Origin of the sequence: Paenibacillus sp. cl123 (assembly GCF_900101595.1) — a bacterium.
In the GTDB taxonomy this organism is placed as follows: Bacteria; Bacillota; Bacilli; order Paenibacillales; family NBRC-103111; genus Paenibacillus_G.
The window spans coordinates 869,284-889,139 of record NZ_FMYY01000001.1; the positions used below are offsets into that span (position 1 = coordinate 869,284).

10 protein-coding genes and 1 pseudogene are annotated in these 19,856 nt (G+C 53.2%); 10 read left to right on the forward strand and 1 reads right to left on the reverse strand.

Going from position 1 to position 19,856, the window contains the following annotated elements; translation table 11 throughout:
* Positions 1 to 365: 365 nt before the first annotated feature.
* Positions 366 to 1,103: a class I SAM-dependent methyltransferase gene (locus BLR08_RS03790; RefSeq protein ID WP_072328292.1), complete on the forward strand. Its 738-nt coding sequence runs from the start codon at positions 366 to 368 to the stop codon at positions 1,101 to 1,103.
* A gap of 157 nt (positions 1,104 to 1,260) precedes the next feature.
* Here BLR08_RS03790 and BLR08_RS03795 read toward each other — a convergent pair whose 3' ends face one another.
* The gene (locus BLR08_RS03795; protein WP_072328293.1) at positions 1,261 to 2,400 is read right to left on the reverse strand and encodes an asparaginase; all 1,140 of its coding nucleotides are present in this window, start codon (positions 2,398 to 2,400) and stop codon (positions 1,261 to 1,263) included.
* A gap of 577 nt (positions 2,401 to 2,977) precedes the next feature.
* Here BLR08_RS03795 and BLR08_RS03800 point away from each other — a divergent pair.
* The 9 genes and pseudogenes from BLR08_RS03800 to BLR08_RS03835 all read left to right on the forward strand — a co-directional run bounded on the left by BLR08_RS03800 (position 2,978) and on the right by BLR08_RS03835 (position 19,765).
* Complete coding sequence (locus BLR08_RS03800; protein ID WP_072328294.1) at positions 2,978 to 12,601, forward strand: S-layer homology domain-containing protein; 9,624 nt, start codon at positions 2,978 to 2,980, stop codon at positions 12,599 to 12,601.
* 256 nt (positions 12,602 to 12,857) lie between these two features.
* Positions 12,858 to 13,283 (forward strand): DMT family transporter, encoded by a 426-nt coding sequence (locus BLR08_RS03805; RefSeq protein ID WP_072328295.1) that lies wholly within the window; start codon positions 12,858 to 12,860, stop codon positions 13,281 to 13,283.
* 22 nt (positions 13,284 to 13,305) lie between these two features.
* Positions 13,306 to 14,004, forward strand: a complete 699-nt coding sequence (locus BLR08_RS03810; RefSeq protein ID WP_072328296.1) for a Crp/Fnr family transcriptional regulator — start codon at positions 13,306 to 13,308, stop codon at positions 14,002 to 14,004.
* Positions 14,005 to 14,030: 26 nt separating this feature from the next.
* Positions 14,031 to 14,501, forward strand: coding sequence for a DMT family transporter (locus tag BLR08_RS03815; RefSeq protein ID WP_072328297.1), 471 nt, complete (start codon positions 14,031 to 14,033; stop codon positions 14,499 to 14,501).
* Between the two features lie 61 nt (positions 14,502 to 14,562).
* Positions 14,563 to 14,661 (forward strand): annotated as a pseudogene (locus BLR08_RS30550) (HAD family hydrolase); the annotation flags it as partial.
* A gap of 168 nt (positions 14,662 to 14,829) precedes the next feature.
* The gene (locus BLR08_RS03820; protein WP_072328298.1) at positions 14,830 to 15,567 is read left to right on the forward strand and encodes an MBL fold metallo-hydrolase; all 738 of its coding nucleotides are present in this window, start codon (positions 14,830 to 14,832) and stop codon (positions 15,565 to 15,567) included.
* Between the two features lie 75 nt (positions 15,568 to 15,642).
* On the forward strand, positions 15,643 to 16,992 hold the full coding sequence (locus tag BLR08_RS03825; RefSeq protein WP_072328299.1) for a cytochrome P450: 1,350 nt from the start codon (positions 15,643 to 15,645) through the stop codon (positions 16,990 to 16,992).
* 42 nt (positions 16,993 to 17,034) lie between these two features.
* Positions 17,035 to 17,910: an MBL fold metallo-hydrolase gene (locus BLR08_RS03830; protein WP_072328300.1), complete on the forward strand. Its 876-nt coding sequence runs from the start codon at positions 17,035 to 17,037 to the stop codon at positions 17,908 to 17,910.
* A 193-nt stretch (positions 17,911 to 18,103) separates the two neighbouring features.
* The gene (locus BLR08_RS03835; RefSeq protein WP_072328301.1) at positions 18,104 to 19,765 is read left to right on the forward strand and encodes a CehA/McbA family metallohydrolase; all 1,662 of its coding nucleotides are present in this window, start codon (positions 18,104 to 18,106) and stop codon (positions 19,763 to 19,765) included.
* Positions 19,766 to 19,856: the final 91 nt, after the last annotated feature.

Here is a 19,856-nt window from a genome sequence, read left to right on the forward strand (position 1 = left end):
GACTATGTGTATGTCTAGCTATCGCACCCAGGGAGTTGAATATTCAGGAAGCAAGTCGCCGCGGCCTGGAAAGAATCGACTGATCCGGAGTCAAAAGTAAACATTCTCGTAAAACCAGCCTGTAGCGCAGCAATTGAGCTGCCACAGGCTGGTTTTTTAATCAGGACTACTGTCAAAGGTTCACGAACAATCCGCTGTACAACCAAGGCATTTCCAGAAAGCAGAGAAGCTTCCGAAACAACATGGAGATATTGTAACGTGTCTTAGATTTCTAATCGTATGATTAGATAGCTGGAAGGAGTTGGAGGGACCAGGGAGAATAAGTAATATAATGGACTCGACTACGTGGTTAAGGAGTTTGATCAATGAAGGAGAAGATTATTGAGGCTTACGGCAGACTGGCCAAAGACTACGAAAAACATGTTGATACTCAGAGCGGGCATAACGCATATTACGAACGACCGGCAATGATGGAGCTTTTGCCGACAGATATGAATCAGCTTTCAGTTCTCGATGCGGGTTGCGCTGCCGGTTGGTATACAGAACAATGTATAAAAAAGGGGGCGGTTGTTACAGCTATAGATATTAGTCCTGAAATGGTTGAAGCCTGTAAAAGGAGAGTCGGCGATAGAGCAACAGTACTTGCATGCGACTTAACTGATCATTTACCGTTTAAAGACAAGGAATTTGATCTTATAGTAAGCTCTTTAACCCTGCACTACCTAGACGATTGGGTTCCTACCTTTCGTGAATTTCATCGTGTGCTCAGACCAGGGGGGAGCTTGATTTTCTCAGTCCATCATCCCTTCATGGATTTTATCCATTTTGACCGTCCTGACTATTTCGCTCATGAGTTACTGATGGAGATATGGAACAAAAAAGAATCTGGGCCTGTGGAGGTCACTTTCTACAGGAGACCGCTTCAAGAGATACTTAATGTAACATCAGCACAGTTTATCATTAACCAAATCATAGAGCCAAAGCCAAGCTTAGACTTTAAGGATATACCCGAGGCGAGTGACTGGTATACGAAATGGTTTGATCGTCTTGCAACTAATCCTCATTTTCTTATTGTGAAAGCTAATAAACCGCAGCGGGCATAGTTGATCCATGCCATATTTTAAGTACAAAGAAACCGTACCTTCGTAAATGGCGGGTGATGCTTCCATTTTACCGAGGGACGGTTTCTTTTGGTTCTACAGAATGGAAAGGGGATGCCCCGCAGCCAACCGCATGGCTTTAGGGCGCTCTCTTATTTGTTTACCGATCAGACATATTGAACTCGGGTACCCCGATGGAAGTAAACCACTCTCTTACCTGTTCAGGATCTTTAGAGAAGGTAAGCCCCATTTGCAGTAAAATACGTGCTTTCTGTGGCATTAAATCTGCTGCGCCGATGATGCCCGGCGTACCGGAATCGTAAACCGCCCCAGAACCGGTGCGAGTCGCACTTACAAATACGACTCCTTTTTCTACTGCTTCCTTGCGGGCATTGATCTGGTCGGTGGAAATACCGCCGGCTCCGTGTCCTGCAGTGACAATTCCCTTTACGCCAGCATCCGCTAACGCCCTGATAGGAAGTCCGCTTGCTTCTGTATAGCTGTAAATAACCTCAACCTGAGCGAGATCCTCTTTATTCACTTTTTTCAGATCGAAAGGCGTTTTCCATGCATCGGTTCCACAAGCCTTAACCCGAGCTGGAGCTCTAACGGATCTAATTCGATTCTCATCCACCGTACCAAGGGCTCCGTAGCGCCCTCCGTCAAAGGTGTCCAAACGTAAAGCGTCAGACTTTCTAACGTCTCGTGCGGCAAAAAATTCGTCGTTCATCATAAGTACGGTACCATAGCATTTTGTTTCGCCGCTTGCTGCCAGACGAATAGCATTGAACAAATTAGCTTCTCCGTCAAATGAAAAGGTGTTGGATTGGCGCATCGATCCTGTAAAAACTACAGGCTTCTCACTCTGAACCGTTAAATCCGAAAAATAAGCAAGCTCTTCCATGATATTGGTGCCAGCATTCACGACTACGGCATCTACAGCATCGTCTGCCAAGGCTTCATCGATGGCCAGGCTGAGGTCGTACAAGTTAGAGGATTTGGTTTCGGCTGAATTTATATTATATAATTCATGAACTTTTACATCCGCGATTTTAGAGATTTCAGGCTGTAATCTGTTAAGAATATCCGAGATGGACACCTTTTCGGGAGCGTAGGATTGAAACAGATCGCGTCCGTATGCGGTGCTGGTAATAGTCCCTCCCATTCCGACGATGGTTACATGCGGTAAATCCGTGGTGCTGGCAGCATCCGTTTTCTGTTGAAAAGACGGCACTGTGAGGGTAGTGGTAAGAGCGATAGCAGCGGCGACAATTTTGTTGAAAACACGTCTTTTGTTCATGTAAGCCTCCTAGGTGAGTTTATGTAACATTACAATCACATTATATTTAACGTTTAAAATAAAGTCAATAATAAATGTTATATAACATTACGTAACATGTGGGTACAAAGTGGAATGAAATAAACTAGACCTCGGATTTACTTTGTAAAACGTAATTTATATGTCATATATAATTACAATTGGTCTAGCATTGGGTTGACGACGGAACTAATACTTAATCGAGATCATGAGGCAGTAAGGCTGCCCTACCAGTTTCTGAATAGGAAGTCATCACGTCAGCCGAGTGAAAATCAGGTGTCTGCTCCTGATGTCGTCGGTTCATTTAAATGATTCCAGCACCTCTAAGGCTTTAGTTGCTTTTTGCGAAGAAGAACAAGGTATTTAGATCGAGTCTTCGACAAGATAATACCAGGAATTCCACGGGAAAACGCTCTCTTTTCTCCCAGCATCGCAGCTTCCTGGCAGTTGGCCACAGCTAAAGTCCTGGCGATGAAAATCTGATGACTATGCGTCTCTGGTTGAGAATTCAGCATTTTAATATAGTAAGAGGCATAGCATGAGGGAGGAGTAATCGGGTGTGAAATGGCAGAGAGAAATGGTAAAACAAAGGAAAAAAACGGTATGGCGGCGGCGGATTGCCGCTTTGCTGGCGCTCTCGGTTCTGGCTGCAAGCCTCCAGTTATCCGTATTTGCGGAGTCCGCTACGGATGAGGGGAGTTTGAGTCCGGCGCTTCGAGCGTTGATGGAGCAGCTCCTTGAGGATGGCACGCTGTCGCAGACGGACGGTGAACCGCTGGAGGAGGGAACGGTTGGCGGAGCAGTATACGGTGAGGGCAAAAGAGATTTGGCCGCAGCGCTTACAGCCAAGGGCGGGACGGAGAAAATTAGCATCAGCGTAAACGGCGCCGCAGCTACCGGTGACAGCCGCGCATCCTCGATAAGCGGCGACGGCCGTTATGTCGCGTTTGTGTCGACTTCGGCCACCATAGTAGAAGGCAAAACGAACGGCTTTCAGGACGTATTCGTCAGGGATCGCACAACCGGCATGACGCAGCTGATCAGCCTCGGTTCCGACGGCGATCAGGCGAATGGCGATAGCTACGCGCCTATGATCAGCATGGATGGGACATATGTGCTGTTCAGCTCGAAGGCGACAAATCTAGTGCCCGGCGATACGAATTCGCAGGAGGATTTATTCCTGTATGACGCCTCGACTGGAAAGGTGCAGCGAATCGCAGAACGTGTGCCCGGCTCCGAATACGCCGGCCACGGCAGCCCCTACCAGGTAAGTACGGACGGCCGGTTCGCAGCTTATGTCGGTAATAACGGTCCAGAGTCGGCTAACAACAATATTTTGCTGAAGGATCTCCGCACCGGGGCGGTCAAGCTGGTCGCGGCACGGACTTTTCTGTACGACCAGACGCGGGCGCGCGTCTCGATGAGCGCGGACGCGAGGTTTCTCGTGTTCGAGTCGTTTCAGCGCGAGCTGACGCTGGACGATTATGGTCTTAATTATGGAAAATACCGTGATATATTCCTGTACGATACTGTGCTTGACGAGCTGAAGCGAATCAGCCGTTCGCCGGCGGAGGGAAGCGCGAACGAAAACAGCCAGTATCCGGTGATCAGTGCAAATGGGCAGTTTGTGGCCTATCAATCGTTGGCGGATAATCTGGGTCCGGCGGATACGAATGGTAAGCTGGACATCTATGTCTATGACCGCGTCTCCGGTACGACGGAACTCGGCAGCGTCCGCAGCGACGGCTCGCAGGCGCAGAGTGATGCGTTCCATGCTTCGCTAAGCGGCGACGGCCGGTATTTGTCGTTTCATACGAGCGGCGCTTTTGGGGAGGACGATACTGGCGACGTGCCGGACGTATATGTGCGTGACCGCTGGACCGGCACGACCAAGCGGGTCAGTAACGCGCATCTGGGCGGCAACGCGAACGGGGAGAGCGTGCGAGCGACGTTCGCGGCTGACGGGCTGTCCATCGCCTTCGAGTCGAACGCCACTGACCTGCTGGCGACGGCGGATGTTGATGCGTTCTCTGACATCTATGTCGTTCCGCTGGAAGGGGCGGGCGGTTCGGCGCCGGAATGGCCGGTTGAGACCGTTCCTTCCGCGGCGCCCGGCGGGGCCTATGTGGCGCTGAGCTGGCCGGAGGTTCCCGGCGCGGCCTACTACAAGATCCTGCAGGACGGCAAGCTAGCCGGCATCACCAAGGAACCGCGGTATGCCGCTTCGGGCTTGCTGCCGGGAACCGCGTATACGTACCGCGTCGCCGCGGGGAGCGCGGACTTCCGCTGGTCCGGCTGGTCGGGCGAGGCGGCCGTACGGACGCTGACTGCGCCGGAGACGACGCCGCCGGGCAGCGGCATCGTGACGGCGACCGTGCAACCCGGCTTGATCGAAGCGGAGTGGCAGCTGCCGAACGATCCGGATGTGGTCGGCGCCAGACTGATCTGGCGTATGCCGGGCCAGTCCGAGCGTCAATCCGCTATGTATCCGAAGCATGTCAACAGGGCAAAGATCCCCAATGTGATGAACGGCGAAGATTACGAGGTGCAAATCGCGGTATATGATGGGGACGGGAACCGTTCTCTCAGCGGCTGGCAGCCAATCTCCATTCCGCCGGGGCCCGCTATCGTTCGGATCGATACCCGGGCGGAAGACGGACGCGCCGCTCCGGGTGAAGCCGTCATCGAAGATATGAGCGAAGACGGAAGATATACGGTGTTCATATCGAGCGCGCCCGATCTTGCCTTATCGGATACGAACGGCAAGCGCGACTTGTTCTTATACGATCGGTTCAGCGGCAAGGTGCAGCTCATCAGCCGTACGGCGTCTGGGGCGGCGGGTGATGGCGAGAGCCGGGACGCCTCGATGAGCGGCGACGGACGCTACATTGTCTTCACTTCAGATGCGAGCAATCTGACGGCCGACGTTGATTCGAATGGCCAATATGACGTGTTTCTGTATGACCGGGATATGAACGGCAACGGGATATTCGATGAAGAGGGCGATGTATCGCTTACCCGGATCAGTACGTCTTGGGACGGCAAACAGGCAGACAGCTACAGCTACGGTCCCGATATCAGCGGCGACGGAACCAAGGTCGTGTTCTTCACCAGAGCCCGAAATCTGGTCCAGGAGCCTCCGGAAAGCACGACCTACAACGTCAGCTACGATATGGAAACGGGGGCGCTGGCGCCGATCCTGCTGCCTGACGGCAAGCCGCTTTCCGCACAGAATCTGGTGCTGAATCGCGACGGTTCGGTAGCGGTCTTCACCACGCCTGAGGATCTGCTGCCTGAAGACAGTAATGGCGACGATGATATCTACTTGTATGATGCGGGGGGAATGACGCTTGAACTGGTGACGGCTCGGGGCGCGCTCGGCCGCGCCTGGCCACAGCGCCCCGCCGTAGACGACAGCGGACGTTACGTGGCTTTCACCGTGAGCCGCAATACCCCGCCGTATTCACAGGTTTACGTCTATGACCGAGAGAAGACGGGCGATGCCAAGTACGAGCTGATCAGCGTCGTTCCGCAGGACCGAGAGGCCTCTATGCACAGCTCGGACCCGGATATCAGCAGAGACGGCCGTTATGTTTCCTTCCACTCGAACGAACCGGGTCTCATGGAGGGCGACGGCCAGGGGCAAAGCATTTTCATCCGGGATAGGACCGAGCAAGTAACGAAACTGGCGAGTCGGACTTACAATCCCGCTGTTGTTCCGAACGATTATGCAAGCAAGGCCCGGATTAGCGGGGACGGCAGCTGGATCGCCTATAACAGCAACGCCGACAACCTGGTGCGCGGGATGGAGCGTTACCGTCCCGGTCTTTATTTGGGGAAGGTGCTTGAGAAGGAGACGCAAGCCGTTTGGCCGGCAGGCAGTTCGTTAACCGTGAAGGCTTCGGGCGCTGATTTCGTTACGCTGACGTGGACGCCTGCCACAGGCGCCAAGGCGTACCGGATTCTCGGAGCGGGTGCGCCTGTCGACGGAGAAGAGGGCGTTATAGAGAAGACGATAACCGGGCTCATGCCAGGTACGGACTATCTCTTTAAAGTAGAGGCGCTGGATGAGGCCGGCGTGTGGACGACGAACGGACCGTCCGTCGCGTTCTCGACGCCGGCGGCAACCGATCTGGCGGAGCTTGCGGTGACGCAGCAAGGAAGCAAGGCGATTCTTGTGTGGGGAGAACGGCCGGGCAGCCCCGGCGGAATTCACGGATTCCGCGTCGTTCGAAGAACGGCGAACGAGCCGGCTGAGGTGCTGGCTACGATTGAAGACCCGGCCGTCAGGACGTACACGGACGAAGCGGCGGAATCGGGCAAAGCGTACATTTATGCCGTCCTTGCCCTCGACGCTGGCGGGTTAGCGACGCCGTACTCGGTCGAGCGAAGCATCACGCTGTCAGCGTTCGTCATCGATTCATTTTCTCATACGCTCCCGCTCTATTTCCGCAAATATGCGGGGGTTGGCGATCTGGTGCGTCTCGTCATGAAAGTCAAGGAAGCCGATGCGGCGCGGGCGGAGCTGACGTTCGAGCTGCCGGATGGCGGCAGGACAACGGTGAAGGCCGTGCTTACCGCCCAGACCGCCTCCGATACCTTCATCGGTCAAGCTGCGATTCCGGCGCATGCCGTACGGTTGCTGCAGATCCGCGGATTTGCGGAGCGGGGCGGCGAGTCGGCTGAGGCAAGCAGCCTGCAGGGGCCGATACAGATCGGCGGCTCCGTTCGGGTCGCACTGAAAGGCGCTGCCGCGCTGCCCCATGACGCGACGCTCACGATCGGCAGCGCCGGGCAGCGTGCCTACCAGACGGCGACGATCGGAGAAGCGCGGCAGTTCTCGTTCGTCGGCCTCCCGGCTGGCGGCGATTATTCGCTCAGACTGCTGTCGACAGGCGGCGTGGACATGCTGGAGGAGGGTGGCATGGCGCCCATAACCTTATCTTGGGGAGACGCAATCGAGGTCGAAGCGGAGCCGATGCTGCCCGCCAGCCTAAGCATCGTCGCTATAGACTCGCAGGACGTTGGGCTCAAAGACATTCATGTGCTTGTATCGGATGAAAACGGGCGTCCGCTTGCGTCCGGCATCACGCAAGAGAGCGGCCAGCTGGACCTAGGTATTTTAAAAGGCATGGTCGGTAAAACAGCGGTTATTCGAGCCGAACCCCAAGACGGATACGACGAGCCGGCGGAAATCCCGGTTCTCTTGGATCCCGGGATGAATCGGCAGGAGATTATGCTGTCGCGGACTATGGATGCCGTACTGGAAGGAAAAGTCTATCAACCGAACGGAACTCCTCTTGAAGGCGCCGTCGTTACGGTCGTTCAGGGCGGGGCCAAGTATACCGCCTCTACCGACGCGGAGGGCACGTACTCCTTGAACGTTCCAAGTCTGGGTTCAAGCGTGCAGGCGGTGGCGGACGGCGTATTTCCGTCCGTGCCGCAGTGGATAAGGGCCGTACCCGGCCGGCAAACGGTCGACATTCAAATCGATACAGCGCTGCCGGCGGTCGTTAAGGTCAACCTGTATACGCAATCCGGAGAGGGGGCATGGGTCGGTCCATACGCTCTGGATTGGACGGAACGAATTCACTTCCGCGTCCGGGCCGACAAGCCGATCTGGGCGGAGCCCAATAACGACACGATGCTCCTGGTGGCGGATCCCGGCGAGAAGGTAAGCATCTGCGCGGATGGCACTGAGGGAGGGTATTCGTTGTCATGCGCGGATACGGTCATCGACGACAACCGGAGAGGGACGGTCGAGCTGAGACTCCGGGATACGGCAGCTACCGTCGTCGGCAGGCTGTCCAACCTGCTTGAAGGAGTCAGTCAGTATGACTATTCCCTCTTCGAGGTGACAGATGAAGGGCGCCGAAGAGCCGAACGGTCCGGCTCCTTCTACAGCGCCGAGTTTTCGCTGAAGCTGAAGGGGGGCCTCCATTATGAGCTTGAGGTCAGAAGCCCCGACGGGAACCAAAGCGTCGTGCAGTTCTTCGAGACGCAGGCGGGAAGCCGCACCGACCTCGGGGAGCTCCCGCTCGGCACGGCAGGCATACTGGCCGGCAAGCCTGGCAACGTCGTCTGGATCGGGAGCGGGAAACCGACGGCCGGCGGCATGGCTCAGGTCCGCTCGACCTATTCGAATTCGAGCGCTCACCCGCTGATGGAAGTGGCAGCGGTGCTGGATGTGCCTGCGGATACGGAGTTGATCTCAGGAACGGTCATTCTGAACGGGACGGCGGTCGAGCCTGATCTTCAGAATGGACGCTATACCGTGCCGCTCGGCACGATCGGGGCCGGGAAAGGCGGCTCGCTGCAGTATAAGCTGCGCATCGCAGCAAATCCCGCTGCAGGGAGGATTATGTTCGAGCCGGCGATCCGCTATAAGCTGGATGGCATCGCGAGGGAGGAGAAGATCGGGCGGGCGGAGGCCGATCTGACGCCGGTGACGCTGAAGGCGCCAAGCCGGACGGGCCAGCGCGACTTGACCGTAACGGGCTCGGCGCCGCCGGGCAGCCGTGTCACCTTGTATGAGGGTGACATCGTTCTAGGCGTGACGGAAGCGTCCCCGGCCGGACTGTGGGATGTTACGACTCATATTCCGGGAGAAGGCGCAACCGCTCTCTGGCGGCTCCGCGCAAATGCGGAGAGCGAGACGGGAAGGTGGAGCAGCAGTGTTGTCAGCGTCCGCTACGATAAGGGACTGCCGGAGCCGGTCTCCTTCACGATGCGCCAGGCAGACGGGCGCCTCATAACGTTGGATCCGAGAGCCGGCGAATCCAAATTTCCCTATGTGTTCGTTCCCGGCAAGCCGTTTACATTGACGGTCGCATTCACCGATCCGCAGCTGGTGAAGGATACCACGTTTCTGTTCGGCGACCAGCGTATTCCGGCGAGCCTGCAGAACGGCGTCTACCAAGCGGTGATACCTGCCCAAACGAAGGGTGCTCCGATCGGTTTCGATTACACGGAGAAGGAGCCGATGGCCAGCATCGATGCGCCGCCTCCGCCGCCGGAGGAGCTCAAGCGGCGGCTGCCGCCAAGCTTTAGGGACGCGACGACCGACTACCTATACATCTCGCCGCGCCAAAACAACGGGACGAAGCAGTCGGCTTCGTACAAGGGCACGCTGCCGAATCCGAATGGCGACGCGCAGATGGATATCAATGCGACGCTGGAGGAGATGAAGTACACGCCGAGCCAGGACGAGCTTGATCAGGCCGAGCGTACGGGCATTCCTTTATACGGCTTCCGGCACAGCTTGTCCTTCAGAGACGGCGTGTTGCGAGCCGAGCTCACGGGTTACCTGCCAGCCGACCGATTCAGCCATGGGCTGGATGTGGAGAAGGCGATCACAGAACTGGTTGCAGCGGCGGAGTTGAACGTCGTACGTATCCCTTCATCCGGCAAGACGCCGAAAGGCAGCGTAAGCGTGCAGTCCGTTCCGAACGCCATACAGGCGGTCAAAGTGACGGTTGACCTAGCAATGCGTTCTAAAGCTGGCGAGAACACGTGGAAAACGATCGACGCGGCCTTCAGCCTGCACGGCGGGCTTGGCGTCAACGACACGCTGGTCGATCTCGAGAAGCTGATGGACAAGATTGCATTGAGCTGCCGTCCTGAGCTCGTCCCAATCTATCTGGAGGGTATCATGCTAATCCGAAACAAGATCATCATGGCGGAGCTTATGAAGGCTGGCATGATGGTGGCGGGAACCGTATTCGGGCCAGCCACGTTCGGGATGGGCACAGTCGGTATGTTCCTCGCGACTAATATGATGGGCAAGGTGCTGGACGCTACGGTGGCGAGCTCCATGGCCAAGCTGGATGCGAGTGTAGACGAGACATGCGAGACGAAGAATAAGCCTAAGAAGCCTAAGAAGCGGCTTGCCGATCCGGAGTGGATCTATGACCCGAGCGGATATGCGTACGAGGTGACGGAGGTCAACCGGATTGAAGGCGTCAAAACGACGGTCTTGCGCTGGGACGAAGGGGCGCAGCGTTGGAACATCTGGAATGCCGGGCCTTACGGGCAGATGAACCCGATCTATACCGATCCGCAGGGCCGCTATGCTTGGGATGTGCCGGAAGGTAAATGGAAGGTGCTCTACGAGAAGGAGGGCTATCTGCCGGCCGAGAGCGAGGAGCTCGTCGTGCTGCCGCCGCATTTCGATGTCAACATTCCGATGATATCCACGCTTCCGGCTAGGCCGATCAAAACCTCGGTTGCGCCGGGCGGGGCGAGCATCGAACTGCTGTTTGACCGCCATGTGCGAAGCGAAGCGGCGGACGACGGTCTGCTGGTTGTCGTATCGGAGGAATCCGGCGAAGAAGTGGCAGGCGAATGGCAGGCGCTGGAGCCGATCGCCATTAACGGGGCACAGGCGTCCGCAAGGCTTCGGTTCACACCGGACGATCCGCTGACGGTAGGCGCGGTCTATCGCGTGACAGCGGAAGCGGCGCTGCAATCGTACGCCGGCGTTCCAACGGGCGAACGTTACGAAGCCGAAGTCACCGTGACCGCTGCTGATACGACACCGCCGCTTCCGGTTGAAGGGCTGCAGGTTGAGGTTGACGCGAAGCGGGCATTGCTGAACTGGCGGTTGCCAAGGGATCCCGAGCTCGTGAAGGTGGAGCTGCGCTACAAGGAGCAAGCCGCGTCAGGCGAGGCCGGCGAAGTCGAGATTCCGGCCGATCAGCCATTCGCGCTGGTCGAGGGGCTGAGCGAATCAACGAATTATGTGTTCCAAATTCTCGCTTACGATGCGGCGGGAAATTATAGTACGGCTGAAGTTAAGGCCAGCACGGGCAGTCCGGGGAGCATCGGGCCGGATGTGACGCCTCCTGCGGCCATTCGGGAGCCTTCCGCCAAGGCCGCCGCTACCGAAATCGAATTGACCTGGAGCGACCCGGCGGATCCGGACCTTGCCATCGTGAATCTGCAATGGACGAAGACGGGTCAACCGTTCGAAGGCGAACCCGTGGACGTAAGGAAGGGCGTAGGAAGGTTCGCAATTACAGGGCTGACCCCGGCTACCGAATACGAAATCCGGCATTGGACGGTCGACGAGAGCGGAAATGCTTCCACAGCGGAGTCGCTGTTCGTCACGACAACCGCCGGCGGAGGCGGCCCGACAGGGCCAACCGATCCGACTGATCCCCCAGATCCTCCCGGCCCAACCGATCCGCCCAGTCCGACAAGCCCAACGGGACCGGTCGGCGAACCGGACACCGGCAGTGCGGAGCTCGGCGAAGAGGCGGTTTCCTTCAGCCTGTTCGACGGCAAGCTGCGATTCTCGCTGCTCGCAGGGAGTAGGGGAACTGCAAGGAAGCTGACGGCCTTGCGCATAGCCGACCCTGTGAAGCCGAGCGATAAGCGGCTGCGCCTGCTGTCGAGTGCGTACGAGTGGAAGCTTGACAACGGAAAAACGCTGGCAAAGCCGGGACGGTTGACACTTGCATACGACAAGGTCGCGTTTGGCTTGGGCGATCCCCGTAAGCTGGGCGTCTACCGGCTGGATGCGGCGAGCGGTGTCTGGCGTTATGCTGGCGGCGTCGTGGACGCAAGAGGAGGTGCCGTAGAGCTTGAGACGGCTCTGCCGGGCGTCTACGCGGTACTGGTCGCGGCATACGGCTTTAGCGATCTGGACGACCACTGGGGACGCGCCGATATCGAGGCGCTCGCCGCTCGCGGCATCGTGACCGGCGATCCAGGCGGAACGTTCCGTCCGAACGGCAGCGTCACGCGCGCCGAGTTCGTGAAGCTGATGGCTTCGCTTATCGATGCGGAGCCGATCGAGGGAGCCAAGCCGTTCGACGACGTGCCTGCGGATGCCTGGTACGCCGAAGCGATAGCCGAGGCGAGTGCGGCGGGCGTCGTCGTCGGAGACGGCGGAAAGTTCAGGCCCAACGATCCGGTCTCGCGCGAGGAGATGGCCGTCATGCTTTACCGGGCGAGCGTTCCTGATGCCGCTGGCGATCCGAGCACGTCTTCGCTTGACGGCTATCTGGACGGCGGCGAGGTGTCCGCGTGGGCCCGCGAGGCGGTTGCTTACGAGGTGCGGAGCGGCACACTCCAGGGAAGCGGCGGACTGCTGAAGCCGACCGCGACCGCCACACGGGCGGAGGCTGCGGCGGTGATTGCCCGGAAGCTGGACGCTCTTGGCCTACTGGTCAAACATTAAGCAATAGGAAGCCTGCAGACCGAGCTCGGTGCTGCAGGCTTCTTTTTGCGTTAAATGCAAGCTTGCTCTTCTAAGCGCGTGACCGGGCACGGATAGGGTCCCGCTAACATTACGGCGACTGGCGGCGGAAGCAAACGGCAATCAAAGAGGACTCCTCGCGGGTACAACGAAATAGTAAGCTGAGGACATATGTCCTTCCCACTAGGCCCGGTTTTATTTTTTAATGAAAGAAAAGAATTTACTGGGGAGTGGAAGCATGATCGGGATATTATTTGCATTCCTAGGCGGGGCTCTGATTACGTTGCAGGGAGTGGCGAATGCCCGGATTGGTCAAGATATCGGCACCTGGCAGGCGGCGACGATTACCCAGTTCAGCGGGTTCGCTGCGGCTTTGTTGATTTTGCTGTTTGTCCGAGACCGCAGATGGCAAACATTTAAACGAGTGAAGCCGATCTATTTGACGGGCGGCGCCTTCGCGGCTATCGTGATTTCCAGCAACGTTACGTCGATTCAGCATATCGGGGTTACGTTGACGATTGCTTTCGTGCTGATTGCCCAACTGGGCTTGACCTTCCTCATCGACCGGAACGGATGGTTTGGAGTGGCTAAGACGAGAATGGGGCTGCCGCAATACATCGGCATCGTGATCATGATCGCCGGCGTGGCGATCCTGCGGTTCTAAAAAATAGGAGTGAAGCCGTGTCGTGAAAGAGATAAAAGATCGCGAACAACTGCATCATTATTTGCGCGTGCATCAACTGGAGTCCGTTTTTCATAAGTCGCTGCTGCCGTATTTGACGCTTTACAGCTTTGATCCAGGGGAACTCATCTGTTCCCAAGGGGATCCGGCTCAGTACCTGTATGTGCTTGTCAAAGGGAAAATTAAAATCTTTACCACCTCGACGGAGGGGAGAGCGCTTATTCTTTCTTTTATAACGCCACTTGAGATGATCGGGGATATCGAATATATCCGCGGGTATGACATCATTAATACGGTCGAGGCCGTCACGCCTGTTCATATGATCGGTGTCCACTATCGTTGGCTAAAAAAGTACGGAAGCGATCACGCGCCGATGCTGCAATTCATGCTGAATATCATCACGCAAAAATTTTATGTGAAATCCAACTCGCTCAGCTTCAATCTGCTGCATCCGGTGGAAGTGCGATTGGCCGGGTATTTGCTGGCCGTCTCCTTCGATGAGTCCGACTCACAATTCAAGGGTCAGATTCGCACAACAAGCTTGAAGGACGTGGCCAACTTAATCGGAACGAGCTACAGGCATTTGAATCGCGTCATTGCCCAGCTCTGCGCGGAGGGTTTGCTGGAGCGTACGTCAAGTCTTATCCTAATTAAAAACAAGGAAGCGCTGCTCCGGTTGGCAGGACATAATATCTGCGAATAATCGGCCAAAGGAAGAGGAGAGATATCATGGTTACAGGACTTTTACTGGCCCTGCTGGCAGGGTCACTGGTCGGCTTGCAAAATATTTTCAATAGCAAGGTGAATGAACGAGCAGGAACTTGGGCTACGACTACATTGGTATTAGGATTAGGATTTCTGGCTTCCTTGACGATCGGGTTTCTTTTCGAAGGGAAGGGGTTGTTTGCATGGCAGCCTATGCAGACTTGGTACTGGTTCAGCGGATTAATAGGCGTAGGGGTGGTTGTGTGCATGGTGCAGGGAACCAGGCGGCTTGGCCCCACGTATGCCGTCTCGATCGTGCTTACCTCACAGCTGGCGTTTGCGCTGTTATGGGATTCACTCGGTTGGTTAGGACTGACGCAGGTACCTTTTACATTCAAGCAGTTGATAGGCGTGCTAGTCATTGTCGCCGGCATCCTTCTATTTAAACTAGGCGGCGGTCGGGTGGCCCAGCATGCGGCGGCTAAGTCGACTTAGAACATTGGAGCGATCATTTTGAAAACATACCGGACGATTATTTTTTGACGTTGACGATACGCTGCTGGATTTTGGCTCGGCTGAAAAAGCGGCACTTCGCTTGCTGTTTGAGCAGCAAAACATTCCCTATACAGATGAAATTGAGGCGCATTACAAAAGGTAAATGGGGGACTCGGATGAGCGATTGCCGGAATATCTCAAAATGATACTTAAAGTCCGTCGACTGCGACGTGCAAATCCGATTAACATGGAGGTATTGCGTGGAAGTTTGCACTGAAGGATGTTCGCTTGCGCCTGAAGGAGCTTATCTTATTAAGGAGGTATTCTCATGAGCACTTATCATCTGCTCGACATCAATTTTGAAACTAACGGACAAAAACAGGTCATTACCCCGATTCTTCTTCAAAATGAGCTCGATACGATTCTCATCGATTGCGGTTATCCCAATTTTTTGCCTCTTATTGAAGAAGCTGCTAACCGGTATAACGTTACTCTCGATTCCCTCACTAAAGTAATCGTGACTCATCACGATATGGATCATATGGGATCGCTCGCTGCCTTGAAGAGGACGTACCCGCACATTGACATCATCGCCCACGAGCTAGAAGCGCCTTATATTGAAGGCACGAAAAAATCGTTGCGGCTGGAACAGGCCGAATCAACGTTTAACGCACTGACGGATGAAGCGAAGCCGTATGCAGAGCAATTTATTCGCTTCCTACAGTCAATCGAGCCGGCTGCAGTCGATCGGACTGTGACCCATGAGGAATGGCTTCCTTGGTGCGGCGGGATTAAGATCATCCACACTCCAGGACATATGCCCGGGCATATCTCCTTGTATTTGCCTGCCAGCAAAACGCTGATCGCTGCAGATGCCGTCGTCATCGAGGAAGGCGAGCTCGCCATCGCTAATCCCCAGTATACAATGGATTTGGATGAGGCGATCCGGTCCGTAGAGCGATTGCTGGATTACGACATTGAGCAGATTATTTGCTATCATGGGGGGTTATTTCATGGCGATGTTCAACAAGCACTCCAACAACTCATTCATAAATATAAGTCTTAAATAATCTGAACTGAAGGTAGGGAGAAGTGCTGAACCGGCATCTTCTAGCTTCACATCTGTGAAAGGAGCATTATTATGAACGCGTCAAAAGCATTAAACGAACCTCGAGGGCCCAAGGGTTCTTGGATCGGCGGCAATCTGATGGAATACCGGAAAGATCCGCTCGGATTTTTAACGGAACTTCAAACGAAATACGGAGGCGTCGTCAAAATACGGTTCGGTCCGCAAAAAATGTATGTTATTTATGACCCCATGCTGCTTAAGGAACTATTGATTACCAAACAGGATCAATTTGTTAAGCTCAAGGCTTTTCAAGAAGCGAGGCTGTTCGTCGGGGACGGCGTGGCGACCAGTACGGGCGAAAAGCATAAGCGGGTCAGACAATTGATTCAGCCTCATTTCACCAGAGCGCATGTGCAGCTATATGCCGAGCAAATGGCAGATATCGTGGACAGGGAGCTGCGTACCTGGAAAGCGGGAGAACATCGCATGCTCACCGACGATATCTCGAACATTACCTTCGCGATTATAGCTAAAACGCTGTTTAGCTTGGACGGAAATGAGCATTCACGCGCCATACGAGAGCCGTACGAGCTGATCAACCGGATGTGCGCCGAGCGAATGCGCTCGATCGTCTCGGTACCTCTGTTCGTAGCGACCGCTAAAAACAAGGCTTACAAAGCCGCGCTTGAAGCGCTGGATCGTGCTGTTTACGAGATCATCAGACAACGTAGACTGGACCCCGAATTCGGCGAAGGCGATCTGCTCTCCGTGCTGCTCACAGCCAAGGACGAACAGGGCAACGGCATGAGCGACCAGGAGCTTCGCGACGAGCTGATGATTATGTTCATCGCCGGACATGAGACCTCCGCAAATGCGTTATCCTGGGCGTTTTCGTACATTTTGAAGCAGCCGGAGGTAGAACGGAAGCTGTACGAGGAATGGGACAGGGTCCTGCAGGATAAGGCGCCCACATATGCGGATTATATGCAGCTCACCTATACGCAAAACGTATTATGGGAGGCCATGCGGCTTCGCTCCCCGAGCTTCTTCACCGGACGCTCCGCGCTATGCGACGTAGAGTTCGGTTCAATCAAGATTAAAAAAGGACAATCCGTTTTGTTCAGCCCTTATGCAATTCACCATAACCCGGCTTATTTTCCGAATCCGGAGTCGTTTATCCCGGAGCGGTTCGAAAACGACTATGTGAAACGCATCCCGCAGTTTTCCTATATCCCGTTCGGCGGCGGACCGAGGGGATGCATAGGCAACCACTTCGCTATGCTGGAGATGGTCATCGCCTTGTGCATGATCGGTCAACGCTATCGACTGCAATTGAAAGCAGGGCATCCGCCAATCGAAATGGAGCCGCTCATGACCTTGCGGCCTAAAAACGGTATTGAAGTACTGGTAGGAAGCCGCTGACACCAAACCGAATTATTAGCAGCAAGAGAGGAATGAGCTTTCATGCATTCGATTAAGCAAATCGGCGAGCGTTTTTGGTACATGACGCCCGAATTTGAGAACGACCGTCCCGTACTGGGGATGGTCGTTGGCCGAAATAAGACTTTAATGATCGATGCGGGCAACTCGGAAAGTCATGCCCAATATTTCTTGAACGAACTACGCAAAAGAGAGATTGCCGGCCCCGATTTTGTGGCGCTTACCCATTGGCATTGGGATCACATTTTCGGTCTGTCAGCTTTGACAGATGCCGTGTCTATTGCTTCCAAAGCAACGAAAAAGGAAATGGAAAAGCTCCTGCCTTATTCTTGGTCGGATGAGGCGTTAGCTGCTCGTGTAAAGGAAGGAACGGAAATTCAGTTTTGCGCGGATGCCATTAAAAAAGAATACGCAAGTCAAAGAGATATCAAGATTATATTGCCGAAAATGATATTTGACTACCGGTTGGAAATCGACCTTGGAGGCGTCACTTGCCTTGTGCAGCAGGTGGGGGGGAGTCACGCTTCGGACTCTGTTGTCGTATATGTGAAAGAAGAGAAAATTCTGTTTTTGGGCGACTGTATCTGTGCAGATATTTATGCGAAAAACAGGAATTATAAAATCGATGAAACCCTTCGGCTGCTCGATCGATTAGCGGCCTTTGATGCAGACACGTATGTGCTCTCCCATGGGCTTCCTATTTCGAAGAACGAGTTTGAACAGGAAATCACCATGCTCAGAGCAATCGCGACCTTGACGGACCGGTTAAAGGGAAATATCCAACATGTGATGGAGACGTATGAGAAATTGGTAGAGCGGGAGCTTACGGAAGATGAGCTGGAAGTCATCCATGAATTCGCGATGGGGTATTTCTTTCGATCGGTGGCCCATTCGATCTAAACTTTCTAAGATCCTTAGAGTTGATTTTCTTATATCTATCAAAAATTTTTATTTATATTATAATGTAGATTTTTATTTATAAACGATAGCAAAATGGTTCGATGTATATTTGAATTGTAGGTGTATGTTTTACGGATATATAATGTAACAAAAAGATGGATAAGGTACAGTTAATAAGAATGGGAGGGTATTCATGAAGTTAAAAGTGCACGTATATAATGAAAAAAAAGAAATGACTTATTGTAAAATTAATTTATGTAATATCGAAGACAGCAAAATGGTAACAGTCTATTGTTCGGGAGAATATGAATTTGAACTAGCCTCAGGCGAGTATAAGATTGAATTTTATAAGGGTAATTTGTATATGCCGGTAACGGAGAAAGTGGAAATCCATGATAAGGACATTGCTCTAGAGATAGGTTTAAATGAAATGGTCGATACTAAAAGCCTCGGCCTTTATTCCTTTGACGCGCATTCTCACGTTTCCAGAAATAAGAAATCAACTCTAGGGAATCTTGAATATGCCTCATCCGTTATGAAAGGCGAAGATTTCAATTTCTTTTTTGCAGGGTCGCCCTATGATCGGGAAACCCATTTGCAGGATGCAAGAGATAATGATGTTGAAAAGATTCCCTACAGAGAAAAGTATTCGGAGACTATCCAAAGGGTCGAAAACAAAAGTTTTATACTGGATATTGGTAACGAAATTGTAAAATGCCGATTTGGGCATATGTTTTTAATGAATTATGATCAGATGCCTCCTTATAACAAATATTATGATCAAGAATGGGACCCCTGGCTTTTTACCAAAGTAGGAGATGAACCGGCATACCGCATCGCATACCCTTATGAAGCGTTAGGGAAAGAAAGAGGCCGGAACTCTGTTGCTGTTGCTGCCCATCCTACAAGCTGGTGGTATCATAACGGGGAGTTTATATCTAATATTGCGGCAACATTAGGTTTTGAAATTTTGGCAGGATCGATTGATGCGATGGTCATCATGGGATATGACAGCGATCATATCTATTACCAGCAGCTTTGGTATGAGGCATTAAACAATGGTTATTTTGTGCCGGGGGTAGCAGAAACAGATCATACTTTCGACACGGCGGCAATGAAGCACCTTAAGTTTAAAACCTACACTTATGTAGACGAATTTAGTATCGATTCCTTATGTACATCCGTAAAAGCAGGAAGAAATATGGTTTCATCAGGTCCCTTGATTCTATTAAATGTTAACGGTCAGAAGCCGGGGTCCGTATTGAACTATGAAGAAGATGAGGAATTTAACATTGAGCTGGAAGCATTTCAATGTTACCAGGCTTATCTGAGCAAAATCCAGCTTATCGTAAACGGTGAAGTTTGGAAAGAGTATGGAATAAACCATAAGAGCTATGAACGGAAGGAAAAGCTGAAATTCAATAAGGACAGTTATGTACTTGCAAAGTGCTATGATTTTGCCGGAAATGTTGCCATCACTAATCCTGTTTATATAAGAAACGCTCCCTTTGAAAACAGGGACTTCCAATCGGATTTGACTGTGCGGGTCACGAAGGACGGAAATCCTGTCGACGGGCTTTTCTGGATCGATGATAGCTTGAATAAAATGGAGTTTTCAAATGAAATCACTTGTAAGATTAAAGTTGCTTCCGTAGTGAATATCGAGGTAGCCGGAATTGTAAAGACAATTAAACTGTTTGAAATGGAACCATTACAAAAAATATTTAAAAATCTATATTTTGGCCGTTTTAATCGGGACAATCGTTATGCAGCCGGAGAAGTACCTGCCAAATATTTTGAACTGGCAGGGATTAAAAGCCTATTAAGCAAGGTTGAGCTTGAGATCAGCTTTTAGGACGGCTGCTTCCCATATAAATACTGGTATGATAAAATATTTCATATCCATATTATGTTACTTTACTTTAGTGGTATATGATCCTGAAATC

Excerpts from the sequence above, each read along its gene's own strand:
- BLR08_RS03790 (WP_072328292.1), top strand. The coding sequence starts at position 366 with ATGAAGGAGAAGATTATTGAGGCTTACGGCAGACTGGCCAAAGACTAC.
- BLR08_RS03830 (WP_072328300.1), top strand. The coding sequence starts at position 17,035 with ATGCATTCGATTAAGCAAATCGGCGAGCGTTTTTGGTACATGACGCCC.
- BLR08_RS03835 (WP_072328301.1), top strand. The coding sequence starts at position 18,104 with ATGAAGTTAAAAGTGCACGTATATAATGAAAAAAAAGAAATGACTTAT.
- BLR08_RS03815 (WP_072328297.1), top strand. The coding sequence starts at position 14,031 with ATGGTTACAGGACTTTTACTGGCCCTGCTGGCAGGGTCACTGGTCGGC.
- BLR08_RS03820 (WP_072328298.1), top strand. The coding sequence starts at position 14,830 with ATGAGCACTTATCATCTGCTCGACATCAATTTTGAAACTAACGGACAA.
- BLR08_RS03795 (WP_072328293.1), bottom strand. The coding sequence starts at position 2,400 with ATGAACAAAAGACGTGTTTTCAACAAAATTGTCGCCGCTGCTATCGCT.
- BLR08_RS03825 (WP_072328299.1), top strand. The coding sequence starts at position 15,643 with ATGAACGCGTCAAAAGCATTAAACGAACCTCGAGGGCCCAAGGGTTCT.
- BLR08_RS03805 (WP_072328295.1), top strand. The coding sequence starts at position 12,858 with ATGATCGGGATATTATTTGCATTCCTAGGCGGGGCTCTGATTACGTTG.